At 72.4% G+C, this 14,383-nt stretch carries 15 protein-coding genes; 3 read left to right on the top strand and 12 right to left on the bottom strand.

Annotation, left to right across the window (positions count from 1 at the left end; translation table 11 throughout):
- Positions 1 to 160: 160 nt before the first annotated feature.
- The 3 genes from PKC53_RS17225 to sat form a co-directional block, all read right to left on the bottom strand.
- The gene (locus PKC53_RS17225; RefSeq protein ID WP_324430854.1) at positions 161 to 988 is read right to left on the bottom strand and encodes a hypothetical protein; all 828 of its coding nucleotides are present in this window, start codon (positions 986 to 988) and stop codon (positions 161 to 163) included.
- A gap of 89 nt (positions 989 to 1,077) precedes the next feature.
- Complete coding sequence (locus PKC53_RS17220) at positions 1,078 to 1,614, bottom strand: metallophosphoesterase family protein (protein WP_324430852.1); 537 nt, start codon at positions 1,612 to 1,614, stop codon at positions 1,078 to 1,080.
- Between the two features lie 20 nt (positions 1,615 to 1,634).
- Positions 1,635 to 2,825 carry a sulfate adenylyltransferase gene (gene sat / locus PKC53_RS17215; protein WP_324430850.1) on the bottom strand — a complete coding sequence of 397 codons (1,191 nt, stop codon included), beginning with the start codon at positions 2,823 to 2,825 and terminating at the stop codon, positions 1,635 to 1,637.
- 141 nt (positions 2,826 to 2,966) lie between these two features.
- On the opposite strand from sat, the gene PKC53_RS17210 reads away from it, so the two are divergent.
- From PKC53_RS17210 to PKC53_RS17200, 3 genes are all read left to right on the top strand, one after another.
- Positions 2,967 to 3,911: a LysR family transcriptional regulator gene (locus PKC53_RS17210; protein WP_324430848.1), complete on the top strand. Its 945-nt coding sequence runs from the start codon at positions 2,967 to 2,969 to the stop codon at positions 3,909 to 3,911.
- A gap of 120 nt (positions 3,912 to 4,031) precedes the next feature.
- Positions 4,032 to 5,240 carry a GAF domain-containing protein gene (locus PKC53_RS17205; RefSeq protein WP_324430846.1) on the top strand — a complete coding sequence of 403 codons (1,209 nt, stop codon included), beginning with the start codon at positions 4,032 to 4,034 and terminating at the stop codon, positions 5,238 to 5,240.
- 14 nt (positions 5,241 to 5,254) lie between these two features.
- A complete protein-coding gene (locus PKC53_RS17200) occupies positions 5,255 to 5,947 on the top strand; it encodes a response regulator (protein WP_324430843.1) in 693 nt (230 codons plus the stop codon).
- Between the two features lie 9 nt (positions 5,948 to 5,956).
- Here the strand turns inward: PKC53_RS17200 and cobA are convergent, their stop codons facing one another.
- From cobA to PKC53_RS17155, 9 genes are all read right to left on the bottom strand, one after another.
- Positions 5,957 to 6,778 (bottom strand): uroporphyrinogen-III C-methyltransferase, encoded by an 822-nt coding sequence (cobA, locus tag PKC53_RS17195; RefSeq protein ID WP_324430841.1) that lies wholly within the window; start codon positions 6,776 to 6,778, stop codon positions 5,957 to 5,959.
- Between the two features lie 26 nt (positions 6,779 to 6,804).
- Positions 6,805 to 7,155 carry a hypothetical protein gene (locus PKC53_RS17190; RefSeq protein WP_324430839.1) on the bottom strand — a complete coding sequence of 117 codons (351 nt, stop codon included), beginning with the start codon at positions 7,153 to 7,155 and terminating at the stop codon, positions 6,805 to 6,807.
- Positions 7,152 to 7,511: a TusE/DsrC/DsvC family sulfur relay protein gene (locus PKC53_RS17185; protein ID WP_324430837.1), complete on the bottom strand. Its 360-nt coding sequence runs from the start codon at positions 7,509 to 7,511 to the stop codon at positions 7,152 to 7,154. Before PKC53_RS17185 ends, PKC53_RS17190 begins: the two co-directional genes overlap by 4 nt.
- A gap of 27 nt (positions 7,512 to 7,538) precedes the next feature.
- Positions 7,539 to 8,942, bottom strand: a complete 1,404-nt coding sequence (locus PKC53_RS17180) for a cobyrinate a,c-diamide synthase (RefSeq protein WP_324430835.1) — start codon at positions 8,940 to 8,942, stop codon at positions 7,539 to 7,541.
- Positions 8,939 to 10,138 (bottom strand): NrfD/PsrC family molybdoenzyme membrane anchor subunit, encoded by a 1,200-nt coding sequence (nrfD, locus tag PKC53_RS17175; RefSeq protein WP_324430833.1) that lies wholly within the window; start codon positions 10,136 to 10,138, stop codon positions 8,939 to 8,941. Before nrfD ends, PKC53_RS17180 begins: the two co-directional genes overlap by 4 nt.
- A gap of 58 nt (positions 10,139 to 10,196) precedes the next feature.
- Positions 10,197 to 10,979: a sulfate reduction electron transfer complex DsrMKJOP subunit DsrO gene (gene dsrO, locus PKC53_RS17170; protein ID WP_324430831.1), complete on the bottom strand. Its 783-nt coding sequence runs from the start codon at positions 10,977 to 10,979 to the stop codon at positions 10,197 to 10,199.
- Between the two features lie 22 nt (positions 10,980 to 11,001).
- Positions 11,002 to 11,445: a hypothetical protein gene (locus tag PKC53_RS17165; protein ID WP_324430829.1), complete on the bottom strand. Its 444-nt coding sequence runs from the start codon at positions 11,443 to 11,445 to the stop codon at positions 11,002 to 11,004.
- A 140-nt stretch (positions 11,446 to 11,585) separates the two neighbouring features.
- Positions 11,586 to 13,544, bottom strand: a complete 1,959-nt coding sequence (locus PKC53_RS17160) for an NAD(P)-binding protein (protein ID WP_324430828.1) — start codon at positions 13,542 to 13,544, stop codon at positions 11,586 to 11,588.
- A 23-nt stretch (positions 13,545 to 13,567) separates the two neighbouring features.
- Positions 13,568 to 14,383 (bottom strand): (Fe-S)-binding protein (locus tag PKC53_RS17155; protein ID WP_324430827.1); only part of this gene is annotated, 816 nt, incomplete at its 5' end.

The raw sequence follows: 14,383 nt of genomic DNA, 5'->3' as shown, positions 1-14,383 counted from the left end.
GCTCGATGTTGTAGGCGCGCCGATAGGTCTTGTCGATGTGCATGATGTCCGAGGGACAGATGTCGACGCAGTGGCCGCATCCGTCGCACCTCGTCATGTAGACGAAGGTAGGCATAGGCTGACTCCTTGTTGTATTCCGCAGGATCGCGCGGACTGTCTCTCAGTAGTGACGCGGCGCTTCGCGCTTGATGCCCAGGCCCATGTCCATGGGCGCGTCGCGCAGCAGTTCCATCGAGTGCCGCGCCCGCTGCTCGGGGTCGTCGCGGGTCTGCAAGGGCAGGTTGGCATAGACGCCGCTGGCCTTGGAGACGCGCTTCTCGAACGCCGCCGCGGGCTTGAAGAACATGTGCGCGAACTTGGACCAGTACACGCCGCCGAACAGCACGATGGTGGCCAGGATGTACAGCCCGAAGACGACCATCGCGCCCGCGCTGCCCGACGCCTGCAGCGCGGCCCAGATCAGGCCGAGCGTCACGCTGGCGAGCAGCGAGACGATGAACAGATCGGCGCGCACCAGGCGCAACGGCGAACTGCCCTCGGCGGCGACGTCGACCCGGATGAAGAACCAGAACCAGTAGCCCCCCACGAGGACCATCAACCCGCCCAGCCACCACAGCTGCACCACCAGCGCCGGCGTCGGCGTCGCGACGCTCGGGTAGCCGAACACCATGATCGCGGTGGTCACGAGGTACAGGATGAAGCCGTACATCGTCAGCAGGTGGGCGATGCGGCGCCGGGGGTTGCAGAACTCGCCCGAGGCGAGCACGTCCACCACCACGGTCTTGACCGCGATCGACGCGACGTCGACCTGCGCGCCCTGGCCCCGCGACTTGCGCCAGTTGGCGAAGAAGTAGGCCGCGCTGCCCTTGTGGATCATGTCGAGCACCGTGCCCAGCAGCACGGCCAGCGCCATCAGCACCACGAAGACCTGCATGGCATTGGCCGGCAGCGCCCCGGCCACGGCGGCGAACGGGTTGATCTCGAACATCGTGCAAGTCTCCTGTCAATCTTCTCGATGGCCCTGACTGCCCGTAGGGATGCGCGGTGGGCCGCCGGCCGCGCATCCCCTCGATCGGCCTATGCGGACGCGCCGACCCCGGCCTGTGCGGCCAGTTCGTGCACCTCGAATCGCATCGTCGCCAGATCGCCCAACACCCAGGTCCGCGGCGCGGCCAGGCCCGCCACCGTGCCCGGGTTGACCAGCCAGCTCGAGCCGCCGCGCACCGCCTCGACACGCCGCACCTCGGCCCGGTGCGAGTGGCCGCAGCACACCAGGTCCCAGTCGCCCGTGCAGGCCATCGCGTAGCCGTAGTCGTCGTAGTGCACGACGAACACCCGGCGGCCGCAGAGCTCGATGCGCGCGTCCGGGCCGTGGTACTGCACCTGCCCGCCGCTGGTGCGCGACAGCCGGTGCAGCGCCTGCGTGTCGCCGACGTTGTTGCCGTGGATCAGGTGCATCGGCAGACCGGCCTCCAGCGCGGGCTTGAGCGACTGCGCGCCGATCAGGTCTCCGCAGTGGATCACGGCCTCGGCGCCGCGCTGCCTGGCCGCGTGCACGGCCTGGGCCAGCACGTCGGCACGGTCGTGGCTGTCGGACACGATGCAGACCTTCATTCACCCACCGTGGCGCCGCGTCACCGCGCGCCCGCGCCGGACCCGAGCCCGCGATAGTAGCGTCGCAGCACCTCGAGCACCTCGGGCCGACTGAACTCGGCAGGCACGTCGTGCCCCTCGGACAGCCACTTGCGCAATTGCGTGCCGCTCACCTGGAGACGGTCGACGTCGTCGTGCGGGCAGGTGCGCCCCGACGCCATGCCGCCGCAGCGGTAGCACCAGAACGACACGTCGATGCGCAGGGGCTGCGTGAGCAGCGCGTCCCTGGGGATCTCGTCGAAGATCCGGTGCGCGTCGAAGGGGCCGTAGTAGCTGCCGACGCCCGCGTGGTCCCGTCCCACGATGAGGTGCGAACAGCCGTAGTTCTGGCGGAACAACGCGTGCAGCACCGCCTCGCGCGGGCCGGCGTAGCGCATGTCCAGCGGGTAGCCGGCCTGGACGATGGTCGACGGCACGAAGTAGTGGCTGACCAGCGCACCGATCGCCTCGGTGCGCACCTCGGCCGGGATGTCGCCCGGCTTGAGCGCGCCGAGCAGCGAGTGCACCAGCACGCCGTCGCAGACCTCGATGCCGATCTTCGCCAGGTACTCGTGCGAGCGGTGCATCGGGTTGCGCGTCTGGAACGCCGCGATGCGCGACCAGCCCAGCGAGGTGAACAGGCTGCGCGTCTGCGCCGGCGTCATGAACAGTTCGCCGTACTTCTGCGGGAAGCCGCCGAGCGACAGCGCCTTCACCGGGCCGGCGAGGTTGACCTCGCCCTGCTCCATCACCATGCGCACGCCGGGGTGCTCGACGTCGGTGGTTCGGAACACGCAGGCGCACTCGTGCGCCTTGTCGATCGTGTACTTCTCGGTGACCAGCATCGTCGCCAGCACCGAGCCGTCGTCGGGGTCGATCAGCGCGACGTCCTGACCGGTGCCGAAGGTCGCCGCGGTCGCCGCGTCGGTCGACAGCGTGATCGGGATCGGCCAGAACAGGCCGCTGGCGGTGCGCATGCCGTCGCACACGCCCCGCCAGTCGGCGTGGCTCATGAAGCCCTCGAGCGGCGTGAACCCGCCGATGGCCATCATCAGGATGTCGCCGCGCTCGCGCGAACTCACGCGCACCCGCGGCAGCGTGGCCGCCCGACGCCGCTCGGCGTCGAGCGCGTCGCCCTCCAGCAGCAGCGGCCGAAGTTCCCCGCCACCGTGGGGACGCACCAGCAGGCTCATGGGTCGTCTTGTCTCCTGTCGTCCGCAGCGCAGCGGGCGCGGCGGTGGTCGTCGCTCGGCGAAGGGCCCCATCGCCCTGCTCGCGACGCGGCGATCCTAGGCGCGCGCGGTCAAAAGAAAAATCAGACAATACTGGTCACCGTGCCCGATAAATCCGATAAGCAGAACGCCCCGGCGGCGGCCCCCCGGTTGCGGCTGAACCTGCGTCAACTCGAGGTCTTCGCGGCGACCGCGCGCTGCGGTTCCACGCGCGGCGCGGCCGACCTGGTGGCGCGCTCGCAGTCGGCCGCCAGCGCCGCGCTCGCCGAGCTCGAAGGCGTGCTCGGCGTGGCGCTGTTCGACCGCGTCGGCCGCCGGCTGGTGCTCAACGAGAACGGTCGCGCGCTGCTGCCGCGCGTCAGCGCGCTGCTCGAGCAGGCGGCGCAGGTGGAGCGGCTGTTCGGCACCGCGCACGCCGCCCCGCTGCGCGTGGCCGCGAGCCTGTCGATCGGCGAATACCTGCTGCCCGAGCTGCTCGCGCGCTGGAAGACCACGCACCCGGCATCGCCGGTCGAGCTGACGATCGGCAACACCAGCGAGGTGATCGACGCGGTCGCGGCGCTCGACGTCGACGTCGGCTTCATCGAGGGGCCGCAGACGCACCCGCAGCTGGTGCTGCGCCCGTGGCGCAGCGACGAGCTGGTGATCGTCGCCGCTCCCGTGCACCCGCTGGCCGGGCGCACCGCGACGCTGCGCCAGCTGCGCGACGCCGCCTGGGCGCTGCGCGAGCCGGGGTCGGGCACGCGCGAGGCCGCCGACCGCTGGCTGATCGAGCGTGTCGGCGCGCTGCGCGTCGAATTCGAGCTCGGCAGCCCGGAGGCGATCAAGCGGCTGGTCGCCGCCGGCGCGGCGCTGGGCTGCCTGCCGCGCGAGGTCGTCGCCCACGAGCTGGCACAGCGCACGCTGGTCGAGGTCGACACGACGCTGCCGCGCGCGACGCGCCGGCTGGCGATCGTGCTGCACCGCAGCAAGCACCTCGGGCGCGGCACCGAGGACTTCCTGCGCCTCTGCGCCGAGTCGGCGCCGCCGCCACGCGAGCCCGCCTAGCCGCGGCGACCGATACCGCCCCCGGCATCGCGGGTACGAACCGATGGCACGCAGGCCGGCCCCGCGGTCCAATCCGGGATCAAGGACGCCTTCGCGCCGATGCGCGACACTTGCCCGCAGATGACCGCCCCCGACCTGCCGACGACCCCGGTCCGCGACGCGCCGCGCGGCGCCGCCAGCGCGAGCCTGCTCGCCGAGATCACCGCCGAGCTCGCCGCCGGCAACGACCTGCACGACCTGCTCGGCCACTTCCTGCCGCCGATCATGCGCATCGCCGGCGCGCAGGCCGGCGCGGTGCGCGTGCTCGACGCCGGCGAGCGGCGCATGCTGATGATCGGCAGCCTCGGGCTGCCGCCCAGCGTGCTCGACGCCGAGCGCTCGGTCGCGCAGGACTGCGGCGCCTGCGGCGCCGCGGCGCGGCGCGACCGCCCGGTGTGGGCCGACGACCTCAGCGTGTGCACGCAGCGCGATCACAGCGGCTACTTCGGCGTCGACTGCCGCCGTGTGCTGGCGGTGCCGCTGCACCATCGCGGCCGCCTGCTCGGCATCTACAACCTGTTCTTCCGCCAGGGCGAGGAACCCAGCGCCGAGGTGCTGGCGCTGCTCAAGTCGATCGGCGACCTGCTCGGGCTCGCGCTGCACAACGCGCAACTCGAGCGCGAGAACCTGCGCGCGACGGTGGCCAACGAGCGCCAGATGATGGCCGCCGAGGTGCACGACGCCGTCGCGCAGTCGCTGGCTTTCGTGAAGATGCGCCTGCCGCTGCTGCACGACGCGATGCTCGCGCACGACGACGCGCGCTCGCTGAGGTACTACGACGACGTGCGCCGCGCGGTGGCCGACGCGCACACCAGCCTGCGCGAGATCCTGGCCGACTTCCGCACGCGCGTCGACCCGGAGGGGCTGCTGCACGCGCTGCGCAAGGCGGTGGCGGCGTTCGAGCCGCGCACCGGGATCACGCTCGAGCTGGTCGACCGCGTCGGCGTGCTGGACCTCGCGCCCGAGCGCCAGGCGCAGGCATTCCACGTGGTGCAGGAGGCGCTGTCCAACGTCGCGCGGCACTCGCTGGCGCGGCACGCGCGCCTGAGCGTCGAGCTGAGCGACGGCGACGTGCACCTGCGCGTCGAGGACGACGGCACCGGCTTCGTCGACGCGGCCGGCGCGCACGCGTCGGCGCACTACGGCATCGACATCATGCGCGCGCGCGCGCGGCGCCTGGGCGGCACGCTGGCGCTGCGCCCGCGCGCCGGCGGCGGCACCTGCGTGCACCTGGTGTTTCCGCTGCACCCCGGGCCGGCGGCGCGCGTCGTCGCGGCGCCGGGGCCCTGATGCGAGACGCGGCGATGGAGGCACCGCCGATCCGCATCGTGCTGGTCGACGACCACGCGCTGTGCCGCAACGGGCTGACCGACCTGATCGCGCATCGCAGCCCGATGCGCGTGGTCGCCTCGACCGGCGACCCCGACCACGCGCTGGCGCTGCTGCGCGAGCACCGGCCCGACCTGGTGATCCTCGACCTGCGCATGCCGGCCACCGACGGGCTGTCGCTGCTGCGGCGCTTTCGCGCCGAAGGCATCGACACGCCGGCGGTGATCCTGACGATGAGCGACGCCGAGGCCGACCTGGCCGCCGCGCTGCGCGCCGGGGTGCGCGGCTACCTGCTCAAGGACATGGACCCCGAGGAGGTGCTCGGCGCGATCGCGCGCGCGGCGCGCGGCGAGCTGGCCGTCGCGCCGGCGATGACGCTCAAGCTCGCGCAGATGCTGCAGTCGCCGGCCACCGGCGCGCCGGCCACCGACAAGGCGGGGCTGATCGCCTCGCTGACCGAGCGCGAGCGCCAGATCCTCGAGCATGTCTCGCGCGGCGAGAGCAACAAGGCGATCGCGCGCGCGCTCGACATCAGTCACGACACGGTCAAGCTGCACGTGCGTCACATCCTGGCCAAGCTCAACCTGAGCTCGCGCGTCGAGGCCGCGGTGTTCGCGGTCGAGCACCGCGCCGCCGGCGACGCCGCGGGCCGGTCCGAGACGCGCTGAGCGCCGCGCTCAGCCCGCGGCCGCCTGCGCCGGCAGGCCGAACCAGGCCAGCTGGTGGTGCAGCTGCACGACCTCGCCGACGACGATCAGGCACGGCGCCGTGAGGCCCGCGGCGGCGACACGCTGCGGCAGGTCGGCCAGCGTGCCCGTCACCACCCGCTGCTCGGGCAGCGTGCCCTGCTGCACCACCGCGGCGGGCATGTCGGCGCGCAGGCCGTGGGCCACGAGCTGCGCGCAGATGTGCCCCAGCGCCGCCAGGCCCATGTAGATGACCACCGTCTGGCGCTCGCGCGCGAGCGCGGGCCAGTCGAGGTCGGCGCGGTCGTCCTTCATGTGCCCGGTGACGAACAGGCACGACTGCGCGTGGTCGCGGTGTGTCAGCGGGATGCCGGCGTACGCGGTGACCCCGCACGCGGCAGTGACGCCGGGCACGATCTCGAAGTCGATGCCCGCCTCGGCGAGCGCCTGCGCCTCCTCGCCGCCGCGGCCGAAGACGAACGGGTCGCCGCCCTTGAGCCGAACCACGCGGCGGCCTTCGCGCGCCAGGCGCACCAGCAGCGCGTTGATCTCGTGCTGCGGCATGCTGTGACGGCTGCTGCGCTTGCCGGCGCAGATGCGCTCGGCGTGCGGGCCGGCGAAGTCGAGCACCTCGGGGCCGACGAGGAAGTCGTAGACCACCGCGTCGGCGTCGCGCAGCAGGCGCGCGGCGCGCAGTGTCAGCAGCTCGGGGTCACCGGGGCCGGCGCCGACCAGCGCGACGCGACCGCGCTGCGGCGACGCCTGACCCGAGGCGCGCACGATCCACTCGGGCAGGTCGACCATCGTGTCCATCGTCGTGATCTCCTTCGGTGGCGGGCTCAGCCGCAGCTCGAGCAGCCGCCGCTGCCACAGCCACGCGGGGCGTCGTCGCGCGGCGGGATGAAGATGAAGCGCCGCTCGCCGGGGGCGATCTCGACCCAGTCGAGCGTGGTGCCGCGCAGCAGGTCGCGGCTGCCCTGCGCGACGACGACGGTGACGTCGTCGAACTGCAGCGGCTCGTCGTCGTCGTGCGTGTCGTCGAAGCCCATGCCGTAGTCGATCGAGCCGTCGCCGGCGCGCCGCGCGGCCACGCGCAGCGCCATACCCACCGCGCGGCCCTGCAGCGCGGCGGTGCGGATCTGCTCGAGTGCCGCGTCGGTCACGTCGAGCGTGGGTCGCCCGGCGTTCAATGCTCGCCCTTCGTGCGCAGCAGCCCGGCCAGGCGGTTGCCCTGCTTCTGCGGGCCGCCCCGCGGGAACAGCTCATGCAGGTAGTGGTTGCTGCCGCGCTCGGGGCCCCACAGCGCGGTGAAGTGGCGGATCATCACGCGCACCTGCGGCTGCACCCCGTGTTCCTGCCAGTACGCGCGCAGGAAGCGGATCACCTGCCAGTGCTCGTCGGTCAGCGCGAGCCCCTCCTTGTGCGCCAGCGCGCGGACGAACGCCTCGGACCAGTCCTCCAGGTCGAGCAGATAACCCTCGCTGTCGATGGCGACGGGCCTGCCGTCGACGACCAGCTGGCGGGGCACGGTGACGGGCAGGGTCATTGCAGCGGGCCTCCTTCGGTGACGGGATCAGGCCGCCAGCGGCAGGCGGCCCGGCGGACGCGCCGCATGGCAGCGGCGCACGAAGTCGACGAAACGCGGCGCCCAGTCGCTGCCGGCGCCGGTGTGCAGGTGCGCGTACGACGCCAGCAGGTTGCCGATGCGCAGGCCGTCGACCGCGCCGTCGACGCCGTGACCGCGCCGCACGCGGTACGCGAACGCGACACCGGGCGCCACGTTCTCCAGGCTCGAGTGGTGGAACTCGTGCCCGCGCAGCACGGTGCCGGCGTCGAGCCACGGGTGGTCGGCGCCGACCTCGAGCTGCACGTAGCCGCGCCCCACCGGGCGCGCGTGCATCACGGCGTCGGCCGGGATCGCGCCGACCATCTCGCCGCGGTGCTCGCCCCAGCGGATCGAGCGCGCCAGGTACATCAGCCCGCCGCACTCGGCGTACACCGGCAGCGCGTCGGCGATCGCCGCGCGCAGCGCGCGCCGCAGCGCGACGTTGGCCTCGAGCTCAGCGATGCAGGCCTCGGGGAAACCGCCGCCGATGAACACCGCCTCGACCGCCGGCAGCGCGGTGTCGCGCAGCGTGTCGAACGGCACCAGCCGCGCACCGGCAGCCTCGAGCGCCGCGAGGTCGTCGGGGTAGTAGAAGCCGAACGCGCGGTCGCGCGCGATGCCGATGCGCAGGTCGGCGCGTGGGGCCGCCGCGCGCGTCGGCACGCGCCCCGGCCACCGCGGGGCGGAGGCGGCCAGCGCGACGACGCGGTCGAGGTCGACGCCGGCGGCGACGCGCTGCGCGATCTGTGCGACGCGCGCCGACGCGGCGTCGATCTCGCGGTCCGGCGTCAGCCCCAGGTGGCGCTCGGGCAGCGCCAGGCGCTCGTCGTGCGCCAGCGCGCCGAGCACCGGGATGTCGGTGTAGTGCTCCACGGCGGCGCGCAGCTTGGCCTCGTGGCGCGGCCCGCCGACCTGGTTGAAGACGACGCCGCCGATGCGCACGTCGCGGTCGAAGGCCTGCAAGCCGAGCAGCAGCGGTGCGATGCCACGCGTCATGCCGCGGCTGTCGACCACCAGCAGCACCGGTGCGGCCAGCGCGCGCGCCAGCGCGGCGTTGCTGTTGCTGCCGTCGAGCGCGACGCCGTCGTGCAGGCCCTTGTTGCCCTCGACCAGCGCGAGGTCGGCGCCGGCGGCCTCGCGCGCGAACGTGGCCTCGATCGCCGCACCGTCCATCAGGTACGGATCGAGGTTGAAGCAGGCCCGCCCGGCGGCGCGCGCGAGCCACATCGGGTCGATGTAGTCGGGCCCTTTCTTGAACGGCTGCACCGCGACGCCGCGCGCGCGCAACGCCGCCGCCAGCCCGATCGACAGCGTGGTCTTGCCCGACGACTTGTGCGCCGCCGAGACGAACAGCCGCGGCAGTGCCGTCACCGCGCCTCCTGCGCCGCGGCAGGCGGCTCGTCGTGCGGCATGAAGTCGAGCACGCGCACGCCGACGACGGTCAGCAGGAACGCCGCACCGACCCCGCCGACGCCCAGCAGCCACTCGGGCCAGCGCGGCACGTAGTGCTCGACGGCGCCGTCGGCGAAGCTGCTGCTGACCACGTGGCCGGGGAAGATCTCCAGCGGGAACGCCTGCCCGCCGATGATGAACACGAACAGCCACGCGAACGCGCCGACCACGACCAGCGCCGCCGCCGCGCCGACCGCGCGCGCGTCGCGCTGCGCACGGAACAGCAGCCCCATCGGCAGCACCGAGCCGAGCACCACGTAGCCGCCCCAGAACAGCCACGCGAACACGCCGCCCCCGCCGCGCCCGAGCAGCACGAAGGTCTCGAACTCGACCTGGCGCGCGAAGTACAGGTTGGTCATGTGGTACACGGCCACCAGATACAGCGACGCGGCGACGAACACGCCGAGCAGCCGCGCCATGCGCCGCTGCACCTCGGCCGGCAGCGTGCGCCGGTTCCACGCGTACAGGGCGGCCTGCACGAGCAGGAAGATCGCCAGCCCCCAGGCGAACGACAGCACGATGAACAGCGGGGCCAGCAGCGCCGACTGGTAGGCCTGGCGCGCGACGAGGAAACCGAAGATCGATCCGGTGCCGGTGGTCAGCACGAAGCGCCACACCAGCGCCGCGATGCCCGCCGGCTTCGACCAGCGGTTCATGCGGCGCTCGAACATCGTCCACAGGTACAGCGCGACGATCGCCGCCATGCCCGAGTAGAGAAACACGTTCCAGGCGAACACCGACTTGAAGTTGTAGTGCGTCGCCGCGACGATCACGCGCTCGGGACGGCCGAGGTCGAGCATCAGCACCATCAGGCCACCGGCGAGCAGCGCCAGGCACAGCAGCCCCGACAGCGGGGCGCGCGACTTGTACGCCGCCTGGCCGAACACCGAGCCGATCGACGCGACGTTGAGCACGCCCGAGGCGGCGACGATCATGAAGATCGCGAACACGTGCGGCAGGCCCCACACGACCTGGTTGGTCATGCCGGTGACGATGTGCCCGTGCACGTCCATGTAGTGCGACGCGGCGGCGCCGATCGCGGCGACGACGGCTCCCGCGGCGGCGAGCAGCCAGAAGCGGCGCGTCTGTCGCGCGGCGTCGACGAGCGAGTTCACGTGGCCACCTCCGCGTCGACGCGCTGCGGTGCGAAAGCTTCGCGGCGGGCGCGCGCGCTCACGACGCGATCCCCTGGTAGCGCACGCCCGGGTCGAGCCGCAGGTCGGCGCGCAGCTGCACGCTGGCGGCCTCGCGCACGCGGCGCGAGATCTCGCTGTCGGGGTCGTTGAGGTCGCCGAACACGATCGCGCCGTGGCCGGCCTTCGTGCAGGCCTCGGCGCAGGCGGTGGTCCGCCCGCCGGCGTCGATGCGGTGCACGCACAGCGTGCAGCTCTCGACGCAGCCCTTGCCGCGCGGCACGTCGGGCTTCTGGTCGGTGAGCGGCTCGTGCACGAACGAACGCGCCTTGTACGGGCAGGCCATCATGCAGTAGCGGCAGCCGATGCAGGTGTGGCGGTCGACGAGCACGATGCCGTCGGCGCGCTTGAACGACGCGCCGGTCGGGCACACGTCGACGCACGGCGGCGACGCGCAGTGCTGGCACATCACCGGCGCCGAGCTGACGCGGCCGGTCTTGACCTCTCGGATCTCGACCTTGCGGATCCACTGCGCGTTGGTCGGCGTGGGCCGCGGGTCGAGGCCGTTCTCGGCGTTGCAGGCGTCGACGCAGTCGGTGCAGCCGGCGGCGCACTTGGTGGTGTCGATCAGCAGACCCCAGCGCACCCGCGGGTTCGCGCCCGCGGCCGCCGCGTCAGTGGACGCGCGCGCGACCTCGACCAGGTGGATGCCCGGCGCGATCGCCACGCCGGCCAGTGCCGCGGCGGCGACGCCGACGAAGCCGCGGCGCGACGCGCTGGGCGCCTCGGGCTTCTCGCGGGACGGGTCGGGGTCGCGGCTCATGGCGGACTCGTCGACGTCGTGCTCAGGGTCGCAGGGCATCGGTGGCGCCGAGCCGCTTCCACTGCGCGGCCAGTCGCGTCGCCGCGGCGGCGTCGCCGGGCGCGGTCAGCGGATGGAACGCGGTCGCCGCCGGCTTGGTCGCGTGGCACTCGAAGCAGTCGATGCGCACCGCGGTGTAGCTGTGGCAGGCGGCGCAGAAGTCGGTCGGCGCGGCGGCGACGCTGCCGGTGGCCGCGCTGGCGTGGCACGACACGCAGGCCTTCAGGCTCGCCTTCGCGCCGCGGATGCCACCGTGCACCGTCTCGTCGCGCTGGTGCTTGAGCATCGCCGGGTGGTCGCGGCGCATCGTCGCCGGGTCGGCGACGCACTGCGTGCCGGCCTTCGCCGGCTCGATCACCGGCTTGGGCGTGCGCCCGCCGTCGGCCCACGAGGGCTGGAGGCCGACGACGGCAGAGATCAGCAGCACGGCCAACGACCACCGCCCGCAGTGCCAAGCGGCCGCCGCGGATCCGGCTTCGCCGGTCCGCTGGCGGCGCCCCCCCGGGCCACGCAGTGGCCCTTGCAGGGCCGGGGGGGAGGCGCCGACGGCGCTGCGGGGGTGGGCCATCACTCACCCAGGCCCATCTGGATGTAGCCGGTCGGGCACACGTCGTGGCAGATGTGACAGCCGATGCACTTGGTGTAGTCGGTGTCCACGTAGCGCCCGGTCGTCGACTGCGACTTCTTCACCTTGAACACCGCGGTCTGCGGGCAGTAGACGACGCAGTTGTCGCACTCGAAGCACAGCCCGCAGCTCATGCAGCGCTTGGCCTCGGCGATGGCCTCGGCCTCGGTGAGCGGCAGCACGCGCTCCTCGAAGTTGTTCAGCGCGCGCTCGGCGTCGAGCGTGACGATCTTGCGCTTGTGCCGCGCCGTGTACGGGAAGTGGCCGAGGAACAGCTCCTCGTGCGGGATCACGTAGCGGTCGGAGCGGTTGTCGAAGTTGTGCACCGCGACGTTGCTCGCGTCGGTGCCGCGGATCGGCTCGTGCACCTCCGACACCGCCATCCCCTTCTCGACCAGCTTGCGCTGGATGTCCCAGGTGTGCACGTCGATCTTCGGTCGCCTGTCCAGCGGCTCGCCGGCGAGGAAGCGGTCGATGCCGTCGGCGGCGATCGCGCCGTGGCCGATCGCGGTGGTCAGCAGGTGCGGGCGCACGACGTCGCCGCCGACGAACATGCCCGCCTGGTCCTTGACCTGGTAGTTCCTGTCGGCGGTGATCCCGCCCTTGCCGTTGTTCAGCGTCTCGAGGCCGGTGAAGTCGACCGCCTGGCCGATCGCCGAGACGATCAGGTCGGCCTCGATGTCCTCCTCGCTGCCCTCGATCATCTTGATCTCGAGCTTGCCGCCCTTGATCGTCGCCTCGCAGCGCGCGACGCGCAGCGCGATCGCGCGCCCGCCGGCGTCGCACACGACGGCCACCGGCGCGAGCCCGCCGCGGATCGCGATGCCCTCGGCCAGCGCGTGCTCGACCTCGTGCCTGCTGGCCTGCATCTTGTCGACCGTGAAGATCGAGGTCAGCGTGACGTCGGCGCCCTGGCGCGCCGAGATCGCCGCCGCGTCGTGTGCCGCGTGGCCGGCGATCGCCATCTCGGGGCGGTCGCTCTCGTGCACGGTCTCGATGTGGCCCAGGCGCCGCGCGACGGTGGCCACGTCGATCGAGGTGTCGCCGCCGCCGACCACCACGACGCGCTTGCCGACGTGGCGCAGCCGCCCGTCGTTGAAGGCCTTCAGGAACGCGGTGGCGGTGACGCAGTTCGGCGCGTCCGAACCCTCGACCGGCAGCGGCCGGCCGCTCTGCGCGCCCATGCCGAGGAACACCGCGTCGTAGTCGGCCTTGATCTGGTCGAGCGTCACGTCGGTGCCGATGCGCGTGTTCATGCGCGCCTGCACGCCGAGGTCGAGGATGCGCTGGATCTCGGCGTCGAGCACCGCGCGCGGCGTGCGGAAGCCCGGGATGCCGTAGCGCATCATGCCGCCGAGCTCGGCGCGCTCGTCGAAGATCGTCACCGCGTGGCCCTTGCGCGCGAGCTGGTACGCCGCCGACAGGCCCGCCGGGCCGCCGCCGATCACCGCGACCTTCTTGCCGCTGAGCTTGTCGGGCTTCGGGAACTGCAGCTTGTTCGCGATCGCGTACTCGCCGAGGAAGTGCTCGACCGAGTTGATGCCGACGAAGTCCTCGACCTCGTTGCGGTTGCAGCCCGACTCGCAAGGCGCCGGGCACACGCGCCCCATCACGCTGGGCAGCGGGTTGGCCTCGGTCAGGCGCCGCCACGCGTACTCCTGCCACGGCACGCCGGCGGGCGGCTTCTCGATGCCGCGCACGATGTTCAGGTAGCTGCGGATGTCCTCGCCCGACGGGCACGACGCCTGGCACGGCGGCGTGCTCTGGATGTACGTCGGGCACTTGTGCGAGTGGTCGGCGTCGAAGATCTCTTCCTGCCAGGGCCGCGGCTGGTGGTCGCCGTCCTTGTAGCGTCGGAAGGTCAGCGGCCGGGCATCGGTGGTCGTCGGTGCGGAGGACATCGCGGGTCTCCTGGAAGTCGTTGTCAGTTCGGCTCGCCGAGCCGGATCGCCTTGCTCACCAGCTGGTGCACGCCGCCGACCATGCTCATGTCGAAGCCGTAGTACGGCAGCACCTTCGTGAACTGCGCCTTGCAGATCGCGCAGATCGTGGCCATGAAGTTCACGCCGTGCCGGTCGACGACGTGCTGGAGCGCCTCCATGCGCGGCAGCGCGCCCTTGACACGCAACTCGATCAGGTCGTCGGTGAGCAGCCCGCCGCCGCCGCCGCAGCAGTAGGTGGCCTCGCCGATGGTGCCCGGCGCCATGTCGTGGAAGCGGTTGGCGACCGCCTTGATGATCTCGCGCGGGATCACGAACTGGCCGCCCGGCATGTCGCCCATGCGCGAGGCGCGCGCGACGTTGCACGAGTCGTGGAACGTGATCACGCGGTCGTCGTTCCTGTCCTTGTCGAACCTGAGCGCGCCGCGCTGGATCAGGTCCCAGGTCAGCTCGCAGATGTGCATCGGCTGCTTGTAGCGCGCGTCGAGCTGGCTTTGCAGCTGCACCGCGAACGGGTCCCTGCCACCGGCGCCGATGCCCACCAGCGTGTTCCAGAAGCTGTACGCCACGCGCCACGCGTGGCCGCACTCGCCGACGACGATGCGCTTGACGCCGAGCTCGAGCGCCGCCTCGCGGATGCGCAGCGCGATCTTGCGCAACTGCTCGTAGTTGCCGATGAACATGCCGAAGTTGCCGGCCTCGCTGGCCATCGACGACAGCGTCCAGCTGATGCCCGCGGCGTGGAACACCTTGCCGTAGCCGATCAGGCTCTCGACGTGCGGCTCGGCGAAGAAGTCGGC

Origin of the sequence: Azohydromonas sp. (assembly GCF_035325925.1) — a bacterium.
Lineage (GTDB): Bacteria > Pseudomonadota > Gammaproteobacteria > Burkholderiales > Burkholderiaceae_C > Calidifontimicrobium.
The sequence above is the reverse complement of the archived record's forward strand: the minus strand, read 5'-3'. Positions and strand labels throughout refer to the sequence as shown.